21 protein-coding genes are annotated in these 16,925 nt (G+C 72.4%); 8 read left to right on the plus strand and 13 right to left on the minus strand.

The window, feature by feature from the left end:
* Positions 1-25 precede the first annotated feature (25 nt).
* The gene (locus tag AB0B33_RS02095; RefSeq protein ID WP_360765662.1) at positions 26-1,147 is read right to left on the minus strand and encodes a metallophosphoesterase; all 1,122 of its coding nucleotides are present in this window, start codon (positions 1,145-1,147) and stop codon (positions 26-28) included.
* A gap of 71 nt (positions 1,148-1,218) precedes the next feature.
* On the opposite strand from AB0B33_RS02095, the gene AB0B33_RS02100 reads away from it, so the two are divergent.
* Both AB0B33_RS02100 and yidC read left to right on the plus strand, forming a co-directional pair.
* Positions 1,219-1,491 (plus strand): DUF6412 domain-containing protein, encoded by a 273-nt coding sequence (locus AB0B33_RS02100; RefSeq protein ID WP_360765665.1) that lies wholly within the window; start codon positions 1,219-1,221, stop codon positions 1,489-1,491.
* 59 nt (positions 1,492-1,550) lie between these two features.
* Positions 1,551-2,216 (plus strand): membrane protein insertase YidC, encoded by a 666-nt coding sequence (gene yidC, locus AB0B33_RS02105; protein WP_360765667.1) that lies wholly within the window; start codon positions 1,551-1,553, stop codon positions 2,214-2,216.
* Here the strand turns inward: yidC and AB0B33_RS02110 are convergent.
* Positions 2,199-2,612, minus strand: a complete 414-nt coding sequence (locus AB0B33_RS02110; protein WP_360765670.1) for a DUF1992 domain-containing protein — start codon at positions 2,610-2,612, stop codon at positions 2,199-2,201. The two genes, yidC and AB0B33_RS02110, sit on opposite strands and share 18 nt — an antisense overlap.
* A gap of 60 nt (positions 2,613-2,672) precedes the next feature.
* Between AB0B33_RS02110 and AB0B33_RS02115 the strand changes: the two genes are divergently transcribed.
* Entirely contained in the window at positions 2,673-3,443 is a 771-nt protein-coding gene (locus AB0B33_RS02115) for a TetR/AcrR family transcriptional regulator (protein ID WP_247019317.1), read from the plus strand.
* On the opposite strand, the gene AB0B33_RS02120 is transcribed toward AB0B33_RS02115, so the two are convergent.
* The 3 genes from AB0B33_RS02120 to AB0B33_RS02130 all read right to left on the minus strand — a co-directional run bounded on the left by AB0B33_RS02120 (position 3,440) and on the right by AB0B33_RS02130 (position 5,972).
* Entirely contained in the window at positions 3,440-3,691 is a 252-nt protein-coding gene (locus AB0B33_RS02120) for a hypothetical protein (protein WP_247019319.1), read from the minus strand. The genes AB0B33_RS02115 and AB0B33_RS02120 overlap by 4 nt on opposite strands.
* A gap of 5 nt (positions 3,692-3,696) precedes the next feature.
* Positions 3,697-4,863, minus strand: a complete 1,167-nt coding sequence (locus AB0B33_RS02125) for a lytic murein transglycosylase (protein ID WP_360765675.1) — start codon at positions 4,861-4,863, stop codon at positions 3,697-3,699.
* Between the two features lie 194 nt (positions 4,864-5,057).
* On the minus strand, positions 5,058-5,972 hold the full coding sequence (locus AB0B33_RS02130) for a LysR family transcriptional regulator (RefSeq protein WP_360765678.1): 915 nt from the start codon (positions 5,970-5,972) through the stop codon (positions 5,058-5,060).
* 103 nt (positions 5,973-6,075) lie between these two features.
* On the opposite strand from AB0B33_RS02130, the gene AB0B33_RS02135 reads away from it, so the two are divergent.
* Together AB0B33_RS02135 and AB0B33_RS02140 are read left to right on the plus strand one after the other, a co-directional pair.
* Positions 6,076-6,771, plus strand: a complete 696-nt coding sequence (locus AB0B33_RS02135) for an SDR family oxidoreductase (protein WP_360765681.1) — start codon at positions 6,076-6,078, stop codon at positions 6,769-6,771.
* A 102-nt stretch (positions 6,772-6,873) separates the two neighbouring features.
* The gene (locus AB0B33_RS02140; protein WP_360765683.1) at positions 6,874-7,482 is read left to right on the plus strand and encodes a hypothetical protein; all 609 of its coding nucleotides are present in this window, start codon (positions 6,874-6,876) and stop codon (positions 7,480-7,482) included.
* On the opposite strand, the gene AB0B33_RS02145 is transcribed toward AB0B33_RS02140, so the two are convergent.
* The gene (locus AB0B33_RS02145; RefSeq protein ID WP_360765686.1) at positions 7,479-7,919 is read right to left on the minus strand and encodes a GNAT family N-acetyltransferase; all 441 of its coding nucleotides are present in this window, start codon (positions 7,917-7,919) and stop codon (positions 7,479-7,481) included. The two genes, AB0B33_RS02140 and AB0B33_RS02145, sit on opposite strands and share 4 nt — an antisense overlap.
* A gap of 107 nt (positions 7,920-8,026) precedes the next feature.
* On the opposite strand from AB0B33_RS02145, the gene AB0B33_RS02150 reads away from it, so the two are divergent.
* Complete coding sequence (locus AB0B33_RS02150; RefSeq protein ID WP_247019330.1) at positions 8,027-8,242, plus strand: hypothetical protein; 216 nt, start codon at positions 8,027-8,029, stop codon at positions 8,240-8,242.
* Between the two features lies 1 nt (position 8,243).
* Here AB0B33_RS02150 and AB0B33_RS02155 read toward each other — a convergent pair whose 3' ends face one another.
* The 3 genes from AB0B33_RS02155 to AB0B33_RS02165 all read right to left on the minus strand — a co-directional run bounded on the left by AB0B33_RS02155 (position 8,244) and on the right by AB0B33_RS02165 (position 11,839).
* A complete protein-coding gene (locus tag AB0B33_RS02155; RefSeq protein ID WP_360765689.1) occupies positions 8,244-9,065 on the minus strand; it encodes an SGNH/GDSL hydrolase family protein in 822 nt (273 codons plus the stop codon).
* Between the two features lie 172 nt (positions 9,066-9,237).
* On the minus strand, positions 9,238-10,731 hold the full coding sequence (locus AB0B33_RS02160; protein ID WP_360765692.1) for an alpha/beta hydrolase: 1,494 nt from the start codon (positions 10,729-10,731) through the stop codon (positions 9,238-9,240).
* 97 nt (positions 10,732-10,828) lie between these two features.
* The gene (locus AB0B33_RS02165) at positions 10,829-11,839 is read right to left on the minus strand and encodes a LacI family DNA-binding transcriptional regulator (protein ID WP_360765695.1); all 1,011 of its coding nucleotides are present in this window, start codon (positions 11,837-11,839) and stop codon (positions 10,829-10,831) included.
* Positions 11,840-11,897: 58 nt separating this feature from the next.
* Between AB0B33_RS02165 and AB0B33_RS02170 the strand changes: the two genes are divergently transcribed.
* Positions 11,898-13,451 (plus strand): FGGY family carbohydrate kinase, encoded by a 1,554-nt coding sequence (locus AB0B33_RS02170; protein ID WP_360765698.1) that lies wholly within the window; start codon positions 11,898-11,900, stop codon positions 13,449-13,451.
* On the opposite strand, the gene AB0B33_RS02175 is transcribed toward AB0B33_RS02170, so the two are convergent.
* From AB0B33_RS02175 to AB0B33_RS02185, 3 genes are all read right to left on the minus strand, one after another.
* Complete coding sequence (locus AB0B33_RS02175; protein ID WP_247019335.1) at positions 13,382-13,723, minus strand: hypothetical protein; 342 nt, start codon at positions 13,721-13,723, stop codon at positions 13,382-13,384. The two genes, AB0B33_RS02170 and AB0B33_RS02175, sit on opposite strands and share 70 nt — an antisense overlap.
* A gap of 216 nt (positions 13,724-13,939) precedes the next feature.
* Entirely contained in the window at positions 13,940-14,830 is an 891-nt protein-coding gene (locus AB0B33_RS02180; RefSeq protein ID WP_360765701.1) for a hypothetical protein, read from the minus strand.
* Between the two features lie 100 nt (positions 14,831-14,930).
* Positions 14,931-15,395: a GNAT family N-acetyltransferase gene (locus AB0B33_RS02185; protein WP_360765703.1), complete on the minus strand. Its 465-nt coding sequence runs from the start codon at positions 15,393-15,395 to the stop codon at positions 14,931-14,933.
* Positions 15,396-15,465: 70 nt separating this feature from the next.
* Here AB0B33_RS02185 and AB0B33_RS02190 point away from each other — a divergent pair, with 70 nt between their 5' ends.
* Positions 15,466-16,047, plus strand: coding sequence for a TetR/AcrR family transcriptional regulator (locus tag AB0B33_RS02190; protein ID WP_360765705.1), 582 nt, complete (start codon positions 15,466-15,468; stop codon positions 16,045-16,047).
* Here the strand turns inward: AB0B33_RS02190 and AB0B33_RS02195 are convergent.
* On the minus strand, positions 16,044-16,826 hold the full coding sequence (locus AB0B33_RS02195; RefSeq protein WP_360765708.1) for a hypothetical protein: 783 nt from the start codon (positions 16,824-16,826) through the stop codon (positions 16,044-16,046). The genes AB0B33_RS02190 and AB0B33_RS02195 overlap by 4 nt on opposite strands.
* Positions 16,827-16,925: the final 99 nt, after the last annotated feature.

The following is a 16,925-nucleotide window of genomic DNA, read 5'->3' on the forward strand; positions in this document are numbered from 1 at the left end:
GGATCGGCTGCGGCCGAGATTCGGCTCAGGCGGAGCGCAGGGTGAGGAGCGTGATCTCGCTGGGCGCGAAGACGCGGAACGGCGGACCCCAGAACCCGGTGCCGCGGCTGTTGTACAGCTGGGTCGGGCCGTGCCGGGTCAGGCCGGACAGCGTCGGCTGGTCGAGGCGCACCAGGAGGTGGAACGGCCAGATCTGCCCGCCGTGCGTGTGGCCCGAGATCTGCAGGTCGACGTCGGCCTCGCGGGCCTCGCGGACCTGCTTCGGCTGGTGTGCGAGCAGCACCACCGGGACGCCTTCGGGCCGGTCGGCCAGCGCCGCGGCCAGGTCGGGGCCGTGGCCGGGGAGGCCCGAGGAGGTGCCGGTCGGGTCGTCGATGCCGGCGAACAGGATCCGGTCGCCGCCGCGCTCCAGCAGGGTCGAGCGGTTGTGCAGCGTGTCCCAGCCGAGCCCTTCCATGTGGTCGAGCCACGCCTGGGCTTCGCCGAAGTACTCGTGGTTGCCGGTGATGTAGAAGCGCCCGAGCGCGGCCTCGACGCCGCCGAGCGGGTCGACCTGCTTGCGGCGCTTGGCCACCGCGCCGTCGGCGAGGTCGCCGGCGTGGCAGACGACGTCGGCCTGCAGGGCGTTGACCGCCGCGACGACCTGCTCCGACCACTTCGTGCGGTCGATCGGGCCGAAGTGGGTGTCGGTCAGCACGGCGACGCGCAGGCCGTCGAGCCCCGGCCCGAGGCGCGGGACGACGACGTCCGTCCGCTTCACCGGCGGCACGCGCATGGCGACGCGGTTGCCGTGCACGAGCAGGACGGCGGCCACCAGCACGGTCGCGCCCGCGACGATCCGCGACCGCAGCGGGTCTTCGACGCCGAGCAGCGCGACCCGCAGGACGAGGCTCAGGATGCACCAGCTGAACAGCACCCAGATCACGGCGAGCAGGGAGTCGCCGAGGCGCGCGGAGGCGTCGCTCTGGCGCTTGGAGTGCCCGCGGAACATGGCGATCGGCATCGTGACCAGGCCGGCCGCCAGCACGACGGTGCCGGCGATCGTGCCCGCCAGGCCCCATTCCGGCGCCAGCACGAGCGTCCACCACGGCACGCCGTACAGCAGCAGCATGGCCAGGATCGGCACGACGACGAGTTGCCCTCTCATCGAACCAGGTTACAGCCCATCGGGCTGTTAGCGTTTTCGCTACCCTGGGAGGCAGAGGAAGGGGGACGGCCGTGAACACGCTGCTCGAGCTGGCGTTCCCCGCCTTGACCGGCCCGACCGCGCTGGTCGCCTTCGCCTCCCTCGCCGCCGCGAGCCTCCTGGTCGTGCTGCTGGCCGGCAGCACGCACCGCAGCGAAGTCGCGCTGTGGTCGGCGCCGGTGCGCAGCCGCGTCACGGCGTTGCGCCGCCGGGCCCGCCGCGCCGAGTCGATCCGCCTCCGCGATCCGGGAAGAGCCGGCCGCAGCAGGCCACGAGCGCCCGGGCACCGCAGCACGGCTGCGTAGGTTCGGCACGCAGCCATTCCGCCTGTCCCCATTCCTTTCACTCACGCGGAGTGCTGCCCATGTTCGGCTTTCTCGACGTGCCCGTTTCCGGCGCGTACCACCTGATCCACGCCCTCACCGGCCCGCTTTCGACGGCGCTGGCCATCGTCGTGTTCACCCTCGCCGTGCGGCTCCTGCTGCACCCGCTCGCCCGTTCGGCTGCCCGCGGCGAGCGCGCCCGGGCCACTCTGCTGCCGGAGCTGCGGGCTCTGAAGGAGAAACACGGCGGCGACCGCGACAAGCTGGCCGCGGAGATGACGAAGCTGCAGCAGGAGTCCGGGACGTCGTTGTTCGTCGGCTGCCTGCCGATGCTGCTGCAGCTGCCGTTCTTCACGGTCATGTACCGGCTCTTCACCACCCCGGCGATCGGCGGCGAGCCCAATTCCCTGCTCGGCGCGACACTGTTCGGGACGCCGCTGGGCGCGCACGGCCTGGCCGGCAGCCCGCTGGTGTTCGTCATCGCGGCGGGGCTGGCGGTCGTGGCGTGGTGTTCGGTCCGCTGGCAGGACCGCCACCGCTCCGAGACACCGGACGTCCCGGGCGTCCCGGGCGGCAAGCTCCTGCGCCTGCTGCCGTACGGAACGGTGCTCGCAACCCTGGTCCTGCCCCAGGCGGCGGGCCTCTACCTGCTCACGACGACGGCGTGGACCGCGGCCGAGCGTGCGCTGCTACGACGCGGTTCGTGAGCGGCGCCAGTCCCGGACCGCTTCCTCGACGTCCACCAGCGCCACCGTCAGCGGGGGTCCCGTGTGGTGGTTGAGGTAGGCCTGCCGGATCCGCTCGTTGAGGTCGGTCACGACCTCCCGCACGCGTGCTTCGGTGCGCTCGGCGGCGAGCGTCTCCGGCAGGTCCTGGACTTCGCGTTTGAGCGCCAGCGCCGGCGGCAGCAACGCCTTCGTGTCGTGACCGCCCCTGCGGACCTCGCGCAGCACCCAGTCGGTCGCCGCGTCGTTGCCGGTCGGTTTCGGCAGCGGGCGGCCGGTGCCCGGGAGGTCGTCGAACTCGCCGCGGTCGCGGGCTTCGGCGATCTGCCGGTCGACCCACCAGCGGAAAGAGACTTTCGTCGGCTTGCGCCGGGTCATCGCCGCACCCCCCTCGTCCGCCGTCCAGGGTAATCTCCGGGGAAGGAGCGAGGGGACCGCATGACCGTCGAACGCAGTGGCGCCGATGCCGTCGACCGCACGCTCGCGCTGCTCTGGCGCGCCCGCGGTGGCACTTCCGAACCGACCAGGGGCCGCAAGCCGACGCTGACGGTCGAGCGGATCGTCGCCGCCGCGATCGGGGTCGCGGACGCCGACGGGCTGGCCGCCGCGTCGATGCACCGGGTCGCGAAGGAGCTCGGCGCCGGCACGATGACGCTCTACACCTACGTGCCCGGCAAAGCCGAGCTGGTGGACCTGATGGTCGACGACGTGCTCGTCGAGCGCCGGCTGCCGGGCCCGGGCGAACCGCGGTCCGGGGACTGGCGCGAACAGGTGGCGCTCTACGCCGAACGGACCAGGGCGGCTTACCGCGCCCACCCGTGGCTGTGCGAGGTTTCGCGGGTCCGGCCGCCGCTGGGGCCCGGGCAGCTGGCCGGGCAGGAGTACCTGCTGTCCATTGTGGACGCACTGGGGCTGGCGCCGCGGCAGGCGGTCGCCGCGGCCAACGCGATCGGCACGTACGTCGACGCGAACGCCGCGCTCGGCGCGGAGAACACCAGCCTCGAACGCAGCACCGGCCAGTCGACCGAAGCCTGGTGGCACCAGCGGTCTTCCTTCTGGGAGGACTACTTCGTGGTCGACGCGCACCCGGCGATGAACCGGATCTGGCTCGGCGGCGGCTTCGACCAGAGCGCCGAAGCGCAGGGCGAAAAGGCGTACGAGTTCGGCCTGAACCGCATGCTCGACGGCATCGAGGCGCTGGTCGGCTAGCGCCGGCTGCGCCACCGCAGCCGGCGTCGCTCCTGGCGGGGCACTTCGACCGCCGAGCCGCCGCGCAGCAGGTCGCGGCAGACCGGGTCGAACCGGCCGGGTGCCTCGATCATCGGCGCCGCCAGCACCAGGTGCCCGCACACCGCCCGGAACCGCCCGTCGTGCCGTCCCGTCGCGAACTCGTCTTCGGTGACGGCGTGGGTGTAACCGTCGGTGTCGCAGCGGATGTGCACCAGGAACGGTTCCACCGGGCTCACCCGGCCGGGGTGGTCGAGGTGGTTTCGGTCGGGGTCGCCGGAGCGTCGGCCGGGTTGGTGCTCGAAGGCGTCTCCGGCGGCGGGGTGGTGGCGGCCGTCGTCGACGGCGGCGGCGTGCTGGTGGACGGCGGCGGCGTCGACGGGTCCGTGGTCGGGGTCGTCGGCTTGGTGGTCGGGCTGGTCGGGCTGGTCGGCGACGTCGGCGTGGTGCTGCCCGGCGGCGTCGACGTGCCCGGCAGCGAGCCCGGCGGCTGGGCGGTCACCGGCGGCGCGGGCGGGGCCGGGACCCCGACCGGGGCACCGGCCGCGGCGGCGTCCGGGGCGTCGGGCGCGCCGATCGGCACCTGGCTGTCGGGCAGCTGGGCCACCCCGCCGCGGTAGGCCGACGCACACGCCATCACCGTGTCCACATAGGACTGCGAGTTGTTGTAGCGGCGCACGGCGATGCGCTGCCCCGCGTCGGTCGAGAGGTCCAGCCCGCCCGAGCACAGGTAGCGCGCGGTGGCCAAGGCCTCGTCGTAGACGTTGTTCGGGTTCGAAACGCCGTCGCCGTTGCCGTCGGAGGCGTAGCCGCGCCACGTCGACGGGATGAACTGCGTCGGGCCGACCGCGCGGTCCCACACGGCGTCGCCGTCGTACTTGCCGCCGTCGGTGTCCGGGATCGCGGCGAACGCGCCGGCACCGTTGAGCACCGGGCCGAGGATCGGTTCGAGGGTGTCGCCCTTGGCGTTGACGTACCCGCCGCGGGCGTGGTTCGACTCGATCCGGCCGATGCTCGCGATCAGCGCCCAGTCCAGGTGGCAGTTCGGCTGCTCCTTGGCCAGGATGTCGGCGGCGTTCTGGTACGCCTTGAGCATGCTGCCCGGGATGCCGAGCGGCCCGGAGATGCCCGCGGAGCCGGCGCGCCCGCCGGGCACGACCAGCGGCGTGGGCAGCGGGGGCTGGGGCAGGCTGCCGTCGACGGCGATCGGCGGCATGACGATGGTGGGCTGCTGCAGCGGCGCGGCCTGGTCCGGCAGGGCGTTGCCGGCGTCGGCGACCACGACGGGCGCGGGCAGGCCGGTGGTCAGCGTCGGCAGCACGACGAGCGCGCCGCCCGCGAGCGCGGCCGCGGTGCGGCGTACCGCCCGCGAGCTCTTGCGACGTGGCCGGTGCTTCGGCATGGTCGTCCCCGCTTCCCTCGATCTTCGCTGATCGCCTCACCCGATCGGCCCCACCCACCGGTACTGACCGGTAGGAGCAAGCTATCCGATGGGAGCGAACTTTGGCGAATGGCACAGCGAAATCCGGCCGTCGCGGAGAAGTTCGTCCTGATGGCACAAAACCTTAGTAGGGAATCTGTCACATTCACCAGGACTTAACGGGTCGCCGAGGACAGTTTGCCGAGCAGTGCGCCGGGCACGGTGATCCCGCGCTGTGCCACGTCCGAGGAAAACCGCCGGACGAGCGAATCCGAAGGCGTCGCGGCGAACACCACGACTTCGCGGTGCAGCGCCGGCTTCAGCCGTCGCAGCGCACCGGCGAAGGTCCGGGAGAGCGCGGTCGTCGGGACCAGGGCCAGACCGAGCCCCGCCGCCGCGAGCTGAGCCGCCGTGGCCGCTTGCTTCGTCCGCATCACCGCCTCCAGCACGGCGCCGCGGCGCGCCGCTTCCTCGTCGAGCCAGCCGCCGAGTCCGTTGTCCGGGTGGTAGTGCACCACCGGCAGCCCGGCGAGGTCGGTCATCGCGAGCGCCGTTCGCGCGGCGAGCGGGTGGTCCGCGGCCAGCGCCACGACGACCTCCTCGCGCCCGACCACCTCGACCGGCCCGGTCCAGCGGCTCGGCCGCGGCCCGGCGGCGACGTCCGCTTCGCCCGATTCCAGCGCCCTGACCAGTGCGTCCGCGCTCATCGTTTCGGTCAACGTGATCAGCACGTCCGGGCGGTGGCGGTGCCAGGCCCGCAGCACCGGGGCGAGCAGACCGGCGGTCATGCTCTCCGCGCACGCGATCCGCAGGGTGCCCGCGCCGCCGGCGGCCACCGCGCGCCCGGTCCGGACCACCCGTTCGGCGGCGGCGAGCGCCGCTCGCGCGTCGGCCAGGACCGCCCGCCCGGTGGCGGTCGGCCGCACCCCGCGCGGCAGCCGTTCGAGCACCGGCGCGCCCAGTTCGCGTTCGAGCGCGCCGATCTGGTGGGACAGCGCGGGTTGCGAGAGGTGCAGCCGCGCGGCCGCTTCGGTGATCGACCCCGCGTCCAGGACGGCGACCAGGCACTCCAGCGCGCGCAACGTAGGCATTCGCAGATTTTATCGCAACCCTCGAAAACATCGAGATCAAGACGGGATTGTCCGTGGGGCCGTGAGCGCTGAACGACGTGTGCGAGACGGAAGGAGCACGGAAATGTCGTTCGAAGGAAAGCGCCTGGTGGTCGTCGGTGGCGGTTCGGGAATCGCCCGGCGGATCGCGGTGGACGCGCGCGACGCGGGTGCCGAAGTCACGGTCGCCGGGCGGAACCCGGCGCGGTTCGCCGAATCCGGGGTGCGCACCGCATTCGCGGACCTGACCGAAGAATCGTCGCTGAAAGCGCTTGCCGAAGAGGCCGGCGAAGTCGACTACCTGGTCGCGCTCGCGTCGGCGCCGGCGAACGGCCCGGTCACGACGCTGGAGCGGGACGCCGTCACCCGGGCGTTCGACGCGAAGGTGGTCGGGCCGCTGCTGCTGGCCAAGCACTTCGCCCCGCGGTTCCGCGAGGGCGGAGCCGCGGTGCTGTTCTCCGGCGTCGCCGCCTGGCGGCCGGCGCCGGAACGGACCGTCATGGCCACGACGAACGGCGCGGTGGCCTTCCTCGCGGCCGCGCTCGCGGTCGACCTGGCGCCGATCCGGGTCAACGCCGTCTCGCCGGGCATCGTGGACTCGGGCGCGTGGGATCGCCTCGGGGACGCGAAGGACGCGTTGTTCCGGCGGACGGCGGAAGCGAACCCGGCACGCCGGGTGGGCACCGTCGAAGACGTGTCGGCGGCGACCCTCCACTTGCTCCTGAACCCGTTCGTCACGGGCACGGTGCTGCATGTGGACGGTGGCGGCCGGTTCGCCTGAAACCCAGGGTGAGCAAGCCTTTACACGGCGGTTGACCATTCCTATGATCGGGCCCGACCGGACGCGCCGCCGCGGTCCGGTCGGCCCGAGGTGGAGGGTTCAATGGCACGTAGGGCGCCGCGACGGGAGCACGTCACCGTCGCCGAGCTGCTGGTCCGGACCACCGCGCCGCGCGAGCAACCCGACGGGGCGCGGGCCCGGCACCGGGAGAAACCGCAGGTCTTGCGTTCGCTCGCCCGGCTGCGGGTGTTCTCGGTGGTCGCCGGGGCGCTGGCGCTGACCGGCGGGGTCGGCGCGGCGGTGTCGATGCCGGTGCAGCGGGGCGCGGGCGCGTCCTGGCCCCCGGTGGGCCTCGAACCCCCGCCGATCGCGCTGATCCCGTTGCCCGCCGACGTCGTGGTGCCGGCCGCGCGGCCGGGTGCGGAATCCGTGGTTTCACCCGCGAATCCCGCCGCGACTTCCCCGGAGGCGGCTTCGGCGAACCCGGATTCCGGAATTTCGCCGGGACACCGCGGAACCCTCGCCCGTGCGGTCAAGATCGTCGAGAAGGCGAAACCGAAACCGCGGCACGCCGCGCCGGTGCGGCACGAAATCCCGGACGTGCCGGTCTGGTCGCGCGGCCGGGCCCCGGCTCCGGAGCGGCAAGCGATCCACGCCGGACGCCACCGCGGCGGCGGGCACCACGAGTGCGGTGGCCGGCACCGGCGCTAGGCGTCCAGCGGGATCTGGTACTGCATGAATCCCTTGTCGACGGCGACCTGGTCATAGAGCCGCCGGGCGGTCGTGTTCGACGTCTGCGTGTGCCAGTAGACGCGGACGCACCCCTTCGCCCGTGCCCAGCCGGCGACGGCTTCGATGAGCGCCCGGCCGACGCCATGCCCGCGGGCTTTCGTGTCGGTGAACAGGTCCTGCAGGTAGCAGACGTCGTCCGAAGTGGTGCTGACGTGGGCGAAGAAGTGGACGATGCCGACGAGTTCGCCGTCGAGCCGCGCGCCGAGGGCGTGCATGCGCTCGCCGGTCGCGAACTCGCGCCACGCCCGGTCCACCCGCTCGGCCGGAAGTGTCCTGCCGTAGAACGTGTTGTAGCCGGCGAACAGGTTTTCCCAGGTCGCGCGGTCGCTTTCGGTGAGTCCCCCGGTGGTGATCATGGAATCAGGCTAGTCCACCGGACACAACTCACCAGTAAGGTGACGAACCCGAATCAAATTCATAGAATCAGGGCGCTCGTTCGGCAGCAGTCAAGCGGAGGTTCCTGATGGCGCGCACGGCGCACCGCGGCAGTGGCAGACCCGTCTCGGTGGGCGAGCTGATGCTCCGCTCGGACGTCCACGGCAGGCGCCGCCCGGAGGACCTCGAGGTGCTGGAACTGGCGTACCGGATGCGCCGCCGCACCGGCGCGGCCGCGGACCTCCCCGCGGTGAAGAGCGGTGGCTGGTGGCAGGTGCTGCGCCGCGGTTTCCGCCGGGGCTGACCTACCCGAACGCGACCGCCACGGCCAGCGCCGCGGCGAGGGCGCGGTGGCCCGCCGCGCTCGGGTGGACGTCGCACCCGCCGGACGGCAGCTTCACGAGCAACCCCGCGGCGCACGGGTCGCCACCGGCGCGCAGGGAAGCCAGCCGGAACGTGGTGAACCCGTCGGCGACGATGCCGCGGTGGTGCCGGGTCACCTGGGCCAGCGTCGCGTTGATCGCCTTCACCTGCGCGACCTGCGCCGGATCGCGGTAGTCGAGCGAGTAGTACGACACGAGCACGAGCTCGCCGCGGTACTGCGCGCGCACCGCGCCGAGGATGGTCGCGAGGTTCGCCCCGACCTGCTTGAGCGCGGCGTCGAACGTGGCGCCGGTGCAGTGGTCGGGCGTGGTGTCGCGGCAGCGGAACAGGTCGTTGGCGCCGACGGTCAGCGTGACGAGCCGGGTGTCCCGGTGCGTCTTCAGGTACTGCACGGCGTAGCCGATCTGGCTGCCGGGATAGGCGACGTGCAAGGGAAAGGCCAGGCGGTAGGCGTTCTCGCAGCCGTTGCTCGGCGCGGCGACGTCCAGCATGCTCCCCGTCGTCTCACCCGGGCAGGACGCGTTGGCGAGCTTCAGCCCGCGCGCGGCCGCGTACTTCTCCGCGTAGCCGCGGAAGTTGGCCGCGTCGAGGTAGTCCGCGCCGGCGTCGGGCCGGTAACCGAACGCGACCGAATCACCCAGGGCGAGGTACCCACCGTGGGACCGGGCCTCCGCCGGGGCCGTGAGCAGCGTGCTCGCCGCCAGGACCGCCGCCGTGACGGCGAAGAATCGACGAAGTACCAATCCGGCCGAAAGCAGGCGGACACGGTCCGCAGCCGATCTGCACGACGCACCAGGTTCCGCCGTGACTGCCGTCGGGATTGGTACTCGACGGCACAGCGTCTTCGGGCTCCTTCCGCGCACCGGTGCGTGGCCGGAACCGATTCCGCCGGTTCCGGCCACGCACCGGTAGGCGTCAGAAGGCGATCGTCGACGGCGCCCTCGGCCCGGCGACCCGAGCCTCGGGCGTACCCGGCTCGACCGCGGCGCAGTGCGTGCCCTTGGCCGGCAGCTTGCCGGTGATCAGGTAGTCGTCGGTGGCCTTGGTGACGCACTGGCTGTTCTTGAAGTACGCGCCGTGGCCCCAGCCGTCGTAGGTGAGCAGTGTGCTGCCGCTCTGCCGGGCGGCGGTCTGCGACCACGCGTACGGCGTCGCCGGGTCGTGGCGGCTGCTGACCATCAGCAGCGGCGGCGCGCCGTGGACCTGCAGCGGGTGCTGCGGGTTGCTCGCCCGCTCCGGCCAGCCGATGCAGCCGGTGACGGCGGTCCAGCCCAGCGAGTTGACCTTGACGTCGGGTGCGAGCGCCGCGGCGGCCCGGCGGTAGGTCTCGAGTTCGGCGAAGTTGTGCACCGGCAGGCGCCAGTCGTCGCAGAACACGCTCTGGAAGACGTTGTTGATCGGGACGTCGTCACGCAGCCGCGCCGACGCGGCCGGCGGGGTGCCGTCCTTGAACGACTTGAGCACGGTCGCGAGCCGATCCCAGCTGGGGCCGTAGAAGCTGCCCTGGACGATCGCCGCGAGGTCCAGCGGGGTGACCGGCTCCTCGCTCCGCGGGTCCTTCAGCTCGCCGCGCGCGGCCTTGTCCTGCAGGTCCTTGGTCACCTGCGAAACGTTCTGGCCGTGCAGCGCGCAGCTCGCCGTCCGGGCGCACCAGGCGGCGAACTCGCCGAACTCCGCTTGCACGGACTGCGTTTCGCTGTTCAGGAAGTCCCACGCGGTGTACTGCGAGTGGTCCATGTTGCTGTCGAGGACGAGCGCGCGGACCTTGTCCGGGAACAGTTCCGCGTACTGCTGGCCCATCAGCGTGCCGTACGAAACGCCGTAGTACGTCAGCTTCCGCTCGCCGAGCGCGGCGCGGATGGCGTCCATGTCCCGCGCGACGCTCTTGGTGTCGCCGAACCGCGCCAGCGGCCCGGTGAGCCGGCCGCAGCTTTCGCCGAGCTTCCGGTTGTACTGCGCGAGCTGCTCGAACTCCGCCTGGTTCGCCGGTACCTCCGGGTGGTCGGCGATGATCTCGTCGAGCCCGCACTTGATCTGCGTGCTGTCGCCGACGCCGCGCGGGTCGAACCCGACGGTGTCGAACCGCTTGGTGATCTCGGCCGACAGGGTCCAGCCGGCCTTGACCTCACCCGCACCCGCGCCGCCGGGACCGCCCGGGTCCATCAGGATCGAGCCGATCCGGGCCTGCGGATCCGTGGCCTTGCGCCGCGCGAGCGCGATGCTCGTGGTGCCGCGGTCCGGGTGCCCCCAGTCGATCGGCACGGTGACCGTGCCGCAGTCGACGTCCGGCGCGTCCGCGCACGGCTTCCAGGCCACGGATTCCGCCGCCGAAGCGGGCGCCGCGAACAGGCTCCCCAGTACCGCCGTTGCCGCCGCGGCCGTCAGCAGCCGCTTCACTACCCCCGACATTGCCAGCCCTTCCCCTCACCGACAGTGTTTGCTCGGCTCCAGGAAATCACCGATCCGGTGATCGCGCCAGCTTCCCAGGTGAACCGGCCCTTGGTGTCTATTGTGGACAGATCAAGCGGGCCGAGCTGCCGCGGACGATCAGCTGTGCCGCCAGCGTCGTCGTGGTCGCCGGGCGGGCGCCGCCGTCGGCGATGCGGTCGAGGAGCAGCCGGGCCGCCCGTTGTCCCATCGCGTAGGCCGGTTGGGCGACGACCGTCAGCGACGGCGTGATCAGCGTGGCCCACGGCACTTCGTCGAACGAGACGATCCCGACGTCGCGGCCCGGGCGCAGGCCCAGTTCCGCCAGCACCTGCAGCACGCCGACCGTCATCGGGCTGCCGGAGACGAGGAGCGCGTCCGGCGGCTCGGGTGCCGTCAGCAACCGGGTCGCGGCTTCCCGGCCGCCGGCTTCGCGGAATCCGCAGCGGTGCACCAGGTTCGCCGAGTATTCGCGGCGGGCCGCGCGGAGCCCGTCGCGGTAGCCCGCGAGCCGCGCGTCCGCGGTGGTGATGCCGGGCGGGCCGGCGACGCAGCCGATCCGCCGGTAGCCCCGGCCGGTCAGGTGCCGCACGGCTTCGGCGGCCGACTCGCGGGAATTGACGAGGACCGCGTCGCAGTCGGCCGAAGCGAGTCGCCGGTCGACCGTCACGATCGGCGTCCGGTGCGTGCGCAGTGGCCCGACGTCGCTGTCGGGTGTCGTCGGCGACAGGATCACGCCCGCGAGCCGTTCCTGCGCCGCGACTTCGACGTAGCGACGTTCCTTCGCGACGTTTTCGTCGGAGTTGCAGAGCATCACCGAAAACCCGGCGGCCTGCGCGGTGTCTTCGGCCCCGCGCGCGATCGCCGTGAAGAACGGGTTTTCGACGTCGGAGATGATCAGTGCCAGCACCGCGGTCTCGCGGCGGCGCAGGCCGCGGGCCAGTCCGTTCGGCGTGTAGCCGAGCTGCGCCACCGCCCACGCCACGCGTCCGGCGAGCACCGGGTCCACAGTGGACTTGCCGTTGAGCGCCCGCGACACGGTCGCGGTCGAGACCCCGGCCAGCGCCGCCACGTCCGAGATCGTCGCCACCGCGTCCTCATCCGCTCGTCGTTTGACGGGGTTTCCGGCACACCATAGCGTGGCGCCGGTGACGGGACTGCTGCTCGGCGTCGACATCGGCACGGCGGGCTCGAAAGGCGTACTGCTGGACCCCGGTGGCGCGGTGCTCGCCCGGGCCGTCCGCGAGCACGCCGTGTCGACGCCGCGCCCCGGCTGGTTCGAGCACGACGCCGAAACCGTCTGGTGGGCGGACTTCACCGCGATCGTCGCGGAGCTGCTGCGCGCCGCCGGCGGGCGGCCGCTGGCCGGACTAGGGGTGAGCGGCATCGGGCCGTGCCTGCTCCCGGCGTCCGCGGCGGGCGAGCCGGTGCGGCCGGCGATCCTCTACGGCGTCGACACCCGCGCCGGCGAGGAAATCGCGGCACTGAACGAAGAACTGGGTGCGGACGCGATCCTGGCGCGCGGCGGTTCGCCGTTGACCAGCCAGGCGGTGGGGCCGAAGCTGCGCTGGCTGGCGCGGCACGAGCCGGACGTCTACGCGCGCACGGAGAAACTCCTGATGGCGAGCTCGTTCCTGGTGCACCGGCTGACCGGCCGGTACGTCCTGGACCACCACTCGGCCAGCCAGTGCACGCCGATGTACGACCTCGCCGCCGGCGGCTGGGCGGCGGACTGGGCCGAGCGCGTCGCACCCGGGCTGCCGCTGCCGGAACTGCGGTGGCCGACGGAGATCGCGGGCGAGGTCACCCTGGCCGCGGCCGCGGCGACCGGGCTGCCCGCGGGGTTGCCGGTGACGGCCGGGACGGTCGACGCGTGGGCCGAGGCGGTCAGCGCCGGCGTCCGCGAGCCGGGTGACGTCATGATCATGTACGGCAGCACGCTCTTCCTGGTCCAGGTGCTCGCCGAACCGCGCCCGCACCCCGGTTTGTGGAGCACCCGCGGCGTCGACCCGGGCAGTTTCACGCTCGCCGCGGGCATGGCGACGTCCGGCGCGGTCACCGGCTGGCTGCGGGACCTGGTCGGCGGTTCGTACGCGGAGCTGACGGCCGAGGCCGCTTCGGTGCCGGCGGGCAGCCGCGGGCTCCTGCTGCTTCCCTACTTCGCGGGGGAGCGGACGCCGTTGTTCGACCCGGCCGCGCGCGGGGTGCTGGCCGGGCTGACGACCGGGCACGGCCGCGCGGAGATCTACCGCGCGGCCCTCGAAGGCACGGCGTACGGCGTGCGCCACAACCTGGAAGCGATGGCCGTCGCGGGCGGTGCGGCCGGGCGGCTGGTCGCGGTCGGCGGCGGGACCACGGGCGGGCTGTGGACGCGCATCGTCTCCGACGTCACCGGGCTGCCGCAGCAGATCCCGGCCGAGACGATCGGGGCCGCGTTGGGCGACGCGGTGCTGGCGGCCGAGGCCACCGGCGTCGAGCTGGATTTCGCCCGCGTGAACCCGATCGCCGAGACGGTCGTGCCGGATCCGGGGGCCGGCGCGCGGTACGAGGAGTTCTACCGGCACTACCGCGCGCTTTACGAGGCCACGATCGAGACCACGCACTTCCTGGCCGCGCAGCAGCACGCGGCCGGTCAGCTCCGGGGCGCCTGCCGGCGGGTGGCCGCGCCCCGCCACCCGCGGCCGGCGGCCAGCCCCCGGTAGTGTTCCAGCGCCGCCACGGACTCGGTGACCTGCTCGAAGCTGGGCAGCGCGCGGACGTTGGCCACCAGCGTCATGTCCTTGCGCGGGATTTCGACGAAGCACACCTCGACGCCGGACCGCTCGGCCTCGGCGGCCACCTGGGCGCGCCAACCGGGGAGGTCGTGGTCGTCGCCGAGCCATTCGTGCAGGTAGACGCACCACTTGCCGCGCTGCAGCTCGCCCGCGATGGCTTCGAGATCGACCAGGTACGGATCGGTCACGCGTTCGGCCATGACCGTTCCCCGCAACACCAAGGCACTACTTCCCTCCTGCACTCCGGCGGTGACCCCTACCGTCCGGAAAGCGCTTCCTCCGGCGGTCACCTCCCCGTTTCCGCCGTGCAGCGCGTCGCCAACTTACCGGCGGAACGCGCTGCACGGCAACCGGATCGGCGGATCTTGACATCCCGTGCACGACTCGCGTGCGGATGCACGTGCCGAATGGACCTTTCAGCGCACCCGCAGGAGGTTCGGCGTGCCGCCGAAGTACGCACTGTCCGTGACGTACAGTTCGCCGCCGCGCACGGCGATCGCGGTGGGGTTGGCCAGACCGTCCGAAGTGGACAGGATGGTGCGGACGCCGTCGCGGCCGGCCACGACGACCCGGTTTTCCTGGTTGATCGCCGCGACGACGGTGGCGCCGCGGAAGGCGAAGTCGTCGACCGGTCCGAGTCCGGTGACGGCGACCCGGCCCGGTGCCCCGTTCAGCGGGAACCGCACGAGCGTGCCGCGGTCCAGGTTGGACACCCAGACCGCGCCGTCGTGGACTTTCACGCCGTTGGCGCCGAAGCCGCTCACCGGGGCGAGCAGGTCGCCGGTGGCCCAGTCGGTGACCTGCCCGGTGCGTGGCGAGACGCGCCGGACGACCGAGCCGAACGAGTCGGCGACGAACAGGTCACCGCCGGCGGGATCGCGCGCGACGCCGTTCTGGAACCCGGACGGGGGCAGGGAAGCCACCTTGACCGGGGTAGCGCCGGGGCGCACGCGGTAGAGGCCGGTCGCCGCCGTGCCGGTGGAAACGGCGACGTACAGGTCGCCGCCGGGGGACCGCACGATGCCCCCGAGGAACAGTTTCCGGTGCACGACGGGGATGTCGCCGTCGTCGGGCACGGGGAAGCGGGCGATGACGCTGACCCGTCCGCCGGGCGTGACGCGGCCGATTTCGCCGGTGTAGGCGAAGGTGAGGTCCGCGGAGCCGTCGGGTTCGAGCGCGATGTTTTCCGGCTGCTGCCCGGCGGCGAGGTCGAGCGGGACGATCCGCGTGGCCGCCTGGGCGGGCGCGGCGGGGAGGACGAGGGTGGCGGCCGCGGTCAGCGCGACGCCGATCTGCTTGATGCGCAAGGGAACTCCGTCGTGGTCGGGATCTCCGTGCCTTCGACGGTAGGGGCGGCGCACCCCCGGCCACCAATAGCTCGACGTGGGCCGCCCATCGGAAAACCGATCACAGGTCGCGCGCGAAACACCGCGAGAGCGGCTCGCCGACGTAGGGCCCGTAGGCCTCGATCGGTTCGTAGCCTTCGCGCTGGTAGAAGCGGATGGCGTCGGGCTGCCCGGTGCCGGTCTCCAGCAGCAGCCGGGCGATGCCGAGCTCCCGCGCGTGGTTTTCGAGCGCGCGCAGCAGGGCGGTCGCGACGCCGGTGCCGCGGGCCGCCGGGTCGACGTACATGCGCTTGACCTCGCCGGACCCCGGCCCGAGCAGCCGCAGCCCGCCGCACCCGAGCGCCGTTCCGGAGGCGTCGCGCGCGACGAGGAACACGGCCATGGTTTCGGCGGTCGGGAGCGCGCCGGGCTCGTGGTCGTCGGTGCCGTAGCGGGCGTCCAGCTCGGTGCGCTGGGCGGCACGCAGGCGGACGGCGTCGACGTTGTCCCAGGTCACCGGGTCGATGGCGAACGTGCAGTCGAGCATCAGGTCGTACCCCCGTTTCGTAACGCTTGTTACCGTAGCATCTGTTACGCTTCCCGGGAAGGAGGCGGACTTGCCGAAGCAGCGTGACGTCGAGGCCCAGCGCGAACTCCTGTCCGGCGCGACGTGGCGGGTGCTCGCCGAGAACGGCCTCCCCGGTCTGACGCTGCGCGCGGTCGCCGAGCGCGCCGGCTGCACGACGGGCCTGGTCATGCACGCGTTCCCGACCAAGAAGGCGTTGCTTCTACACGCGCGAGACCTGCTCTACGAACGCACAGCCGTCCGCGCCGACGCGGCGGAGACGGCGAGTCTTGACGCGTTCGGGGCGCTGGAAGCGGTCCTCGGCCAGGCGGTCGACCTCCCGCACGGCCACCACGACGAATCCCGCGTGTGGGTGGGCTTCCTGGCGGCGGCACTGGCGGACGACGACCTGGCGGAGCGACACCGCGCGGCGAACCGTTCGTTCCTCGCGAGGGTCGGCCGGTTGGTGGCGTCGTGCCGTCCGGAGTGGACGGAGGAGCGGCTCGAGCTGACGACGAAGAGCCTGGTGGCGTTGGTGGAGGGCCTGAACGTCCTGGCGGCGGCCGACCCGGGCGGTTACCCGGCGCGGTTGCAGCAGAACGCGCTGGCGGCCGCCCTCGCCCCCCTGCGTTAGCTTCCGCCGTGGTGCACGTTCCCGTGCACGCGGCCGATCTGGATGGCGGTGCCGCCGTGCATCTCTTCGATCACGTTCGAGGTCACTTCGGCGCGTGCCTCTTCGGTGGCGGCCAGCTTCTTTTCGTATTCCTTCCCGACGCCGTTCTTCAGGAGGTCGCCACTCGGATTCGGCACGTAGAGGTAGACCGTGCCGCGGTATTCCTTCACTTCGACGTCAGCCGGGATGACGCGCGATTTCGGCAGCTGCGCGTAGCCGCTGGCGAGCACGTCGTCGAAGATCCGCTGCGAAAGCACGACGGCGAGGAACGTCTGATCGGGATCGGACGCGGTGAGTACCTCCCGCACCGGCGCGGAATCGAGCAACCGGTGCGTGGTGATCACGGCGGCCCCGATGGCGACCGCGGAGCTTTCGCCGTCGGCCTCGCGGATCGGCCCGACGTTCAGGCTGGCCCGCATCCGCATCCGCAGGTACCGGCTGGTGGCCCGAAGCCGGACATCCCGCTCGGCGAGCACGCTTTCGAGCGCGTCGAAGAGCCGCGACACGACGGCGGGCAGAAACCGCGGCTCGAACCCGATCCCGTACCCGTCCCCGGTCCCGTGCGGGAAAAGCGCGGTCTTCCAGACCTCGTCGAGCCCGGCCCGTTCGAAAGCCTGGGCGAGCACATCCGGAATCATCGCGGCGAGCACCCCTTGATCGGCATCGGAATTGCTCCCGAACGCCTTGGTGTCCACCACCAGCAAAGCCCGATAAGGCGGCAACTCGACATCGGCCGTCATGCGGTCCTCCCCTGTCCGTCATCACCGAGTGTGGTTCGGCCGAGCGGGTGAGCTTTCCGCTTTCCACACGGCCACCCGATCCACCGGTCCCGCAGAATA

The organism is Amycolatopsis sp. NPDC049159, from assembly GCF_040648295.1.
GTDB lineage: Bacteria > Actinomycetota > Actinomycetes > Mycobacteriales > Pseudonocardiaceae > Amycolatopsis > Amycolatopsis pretoriensis_A.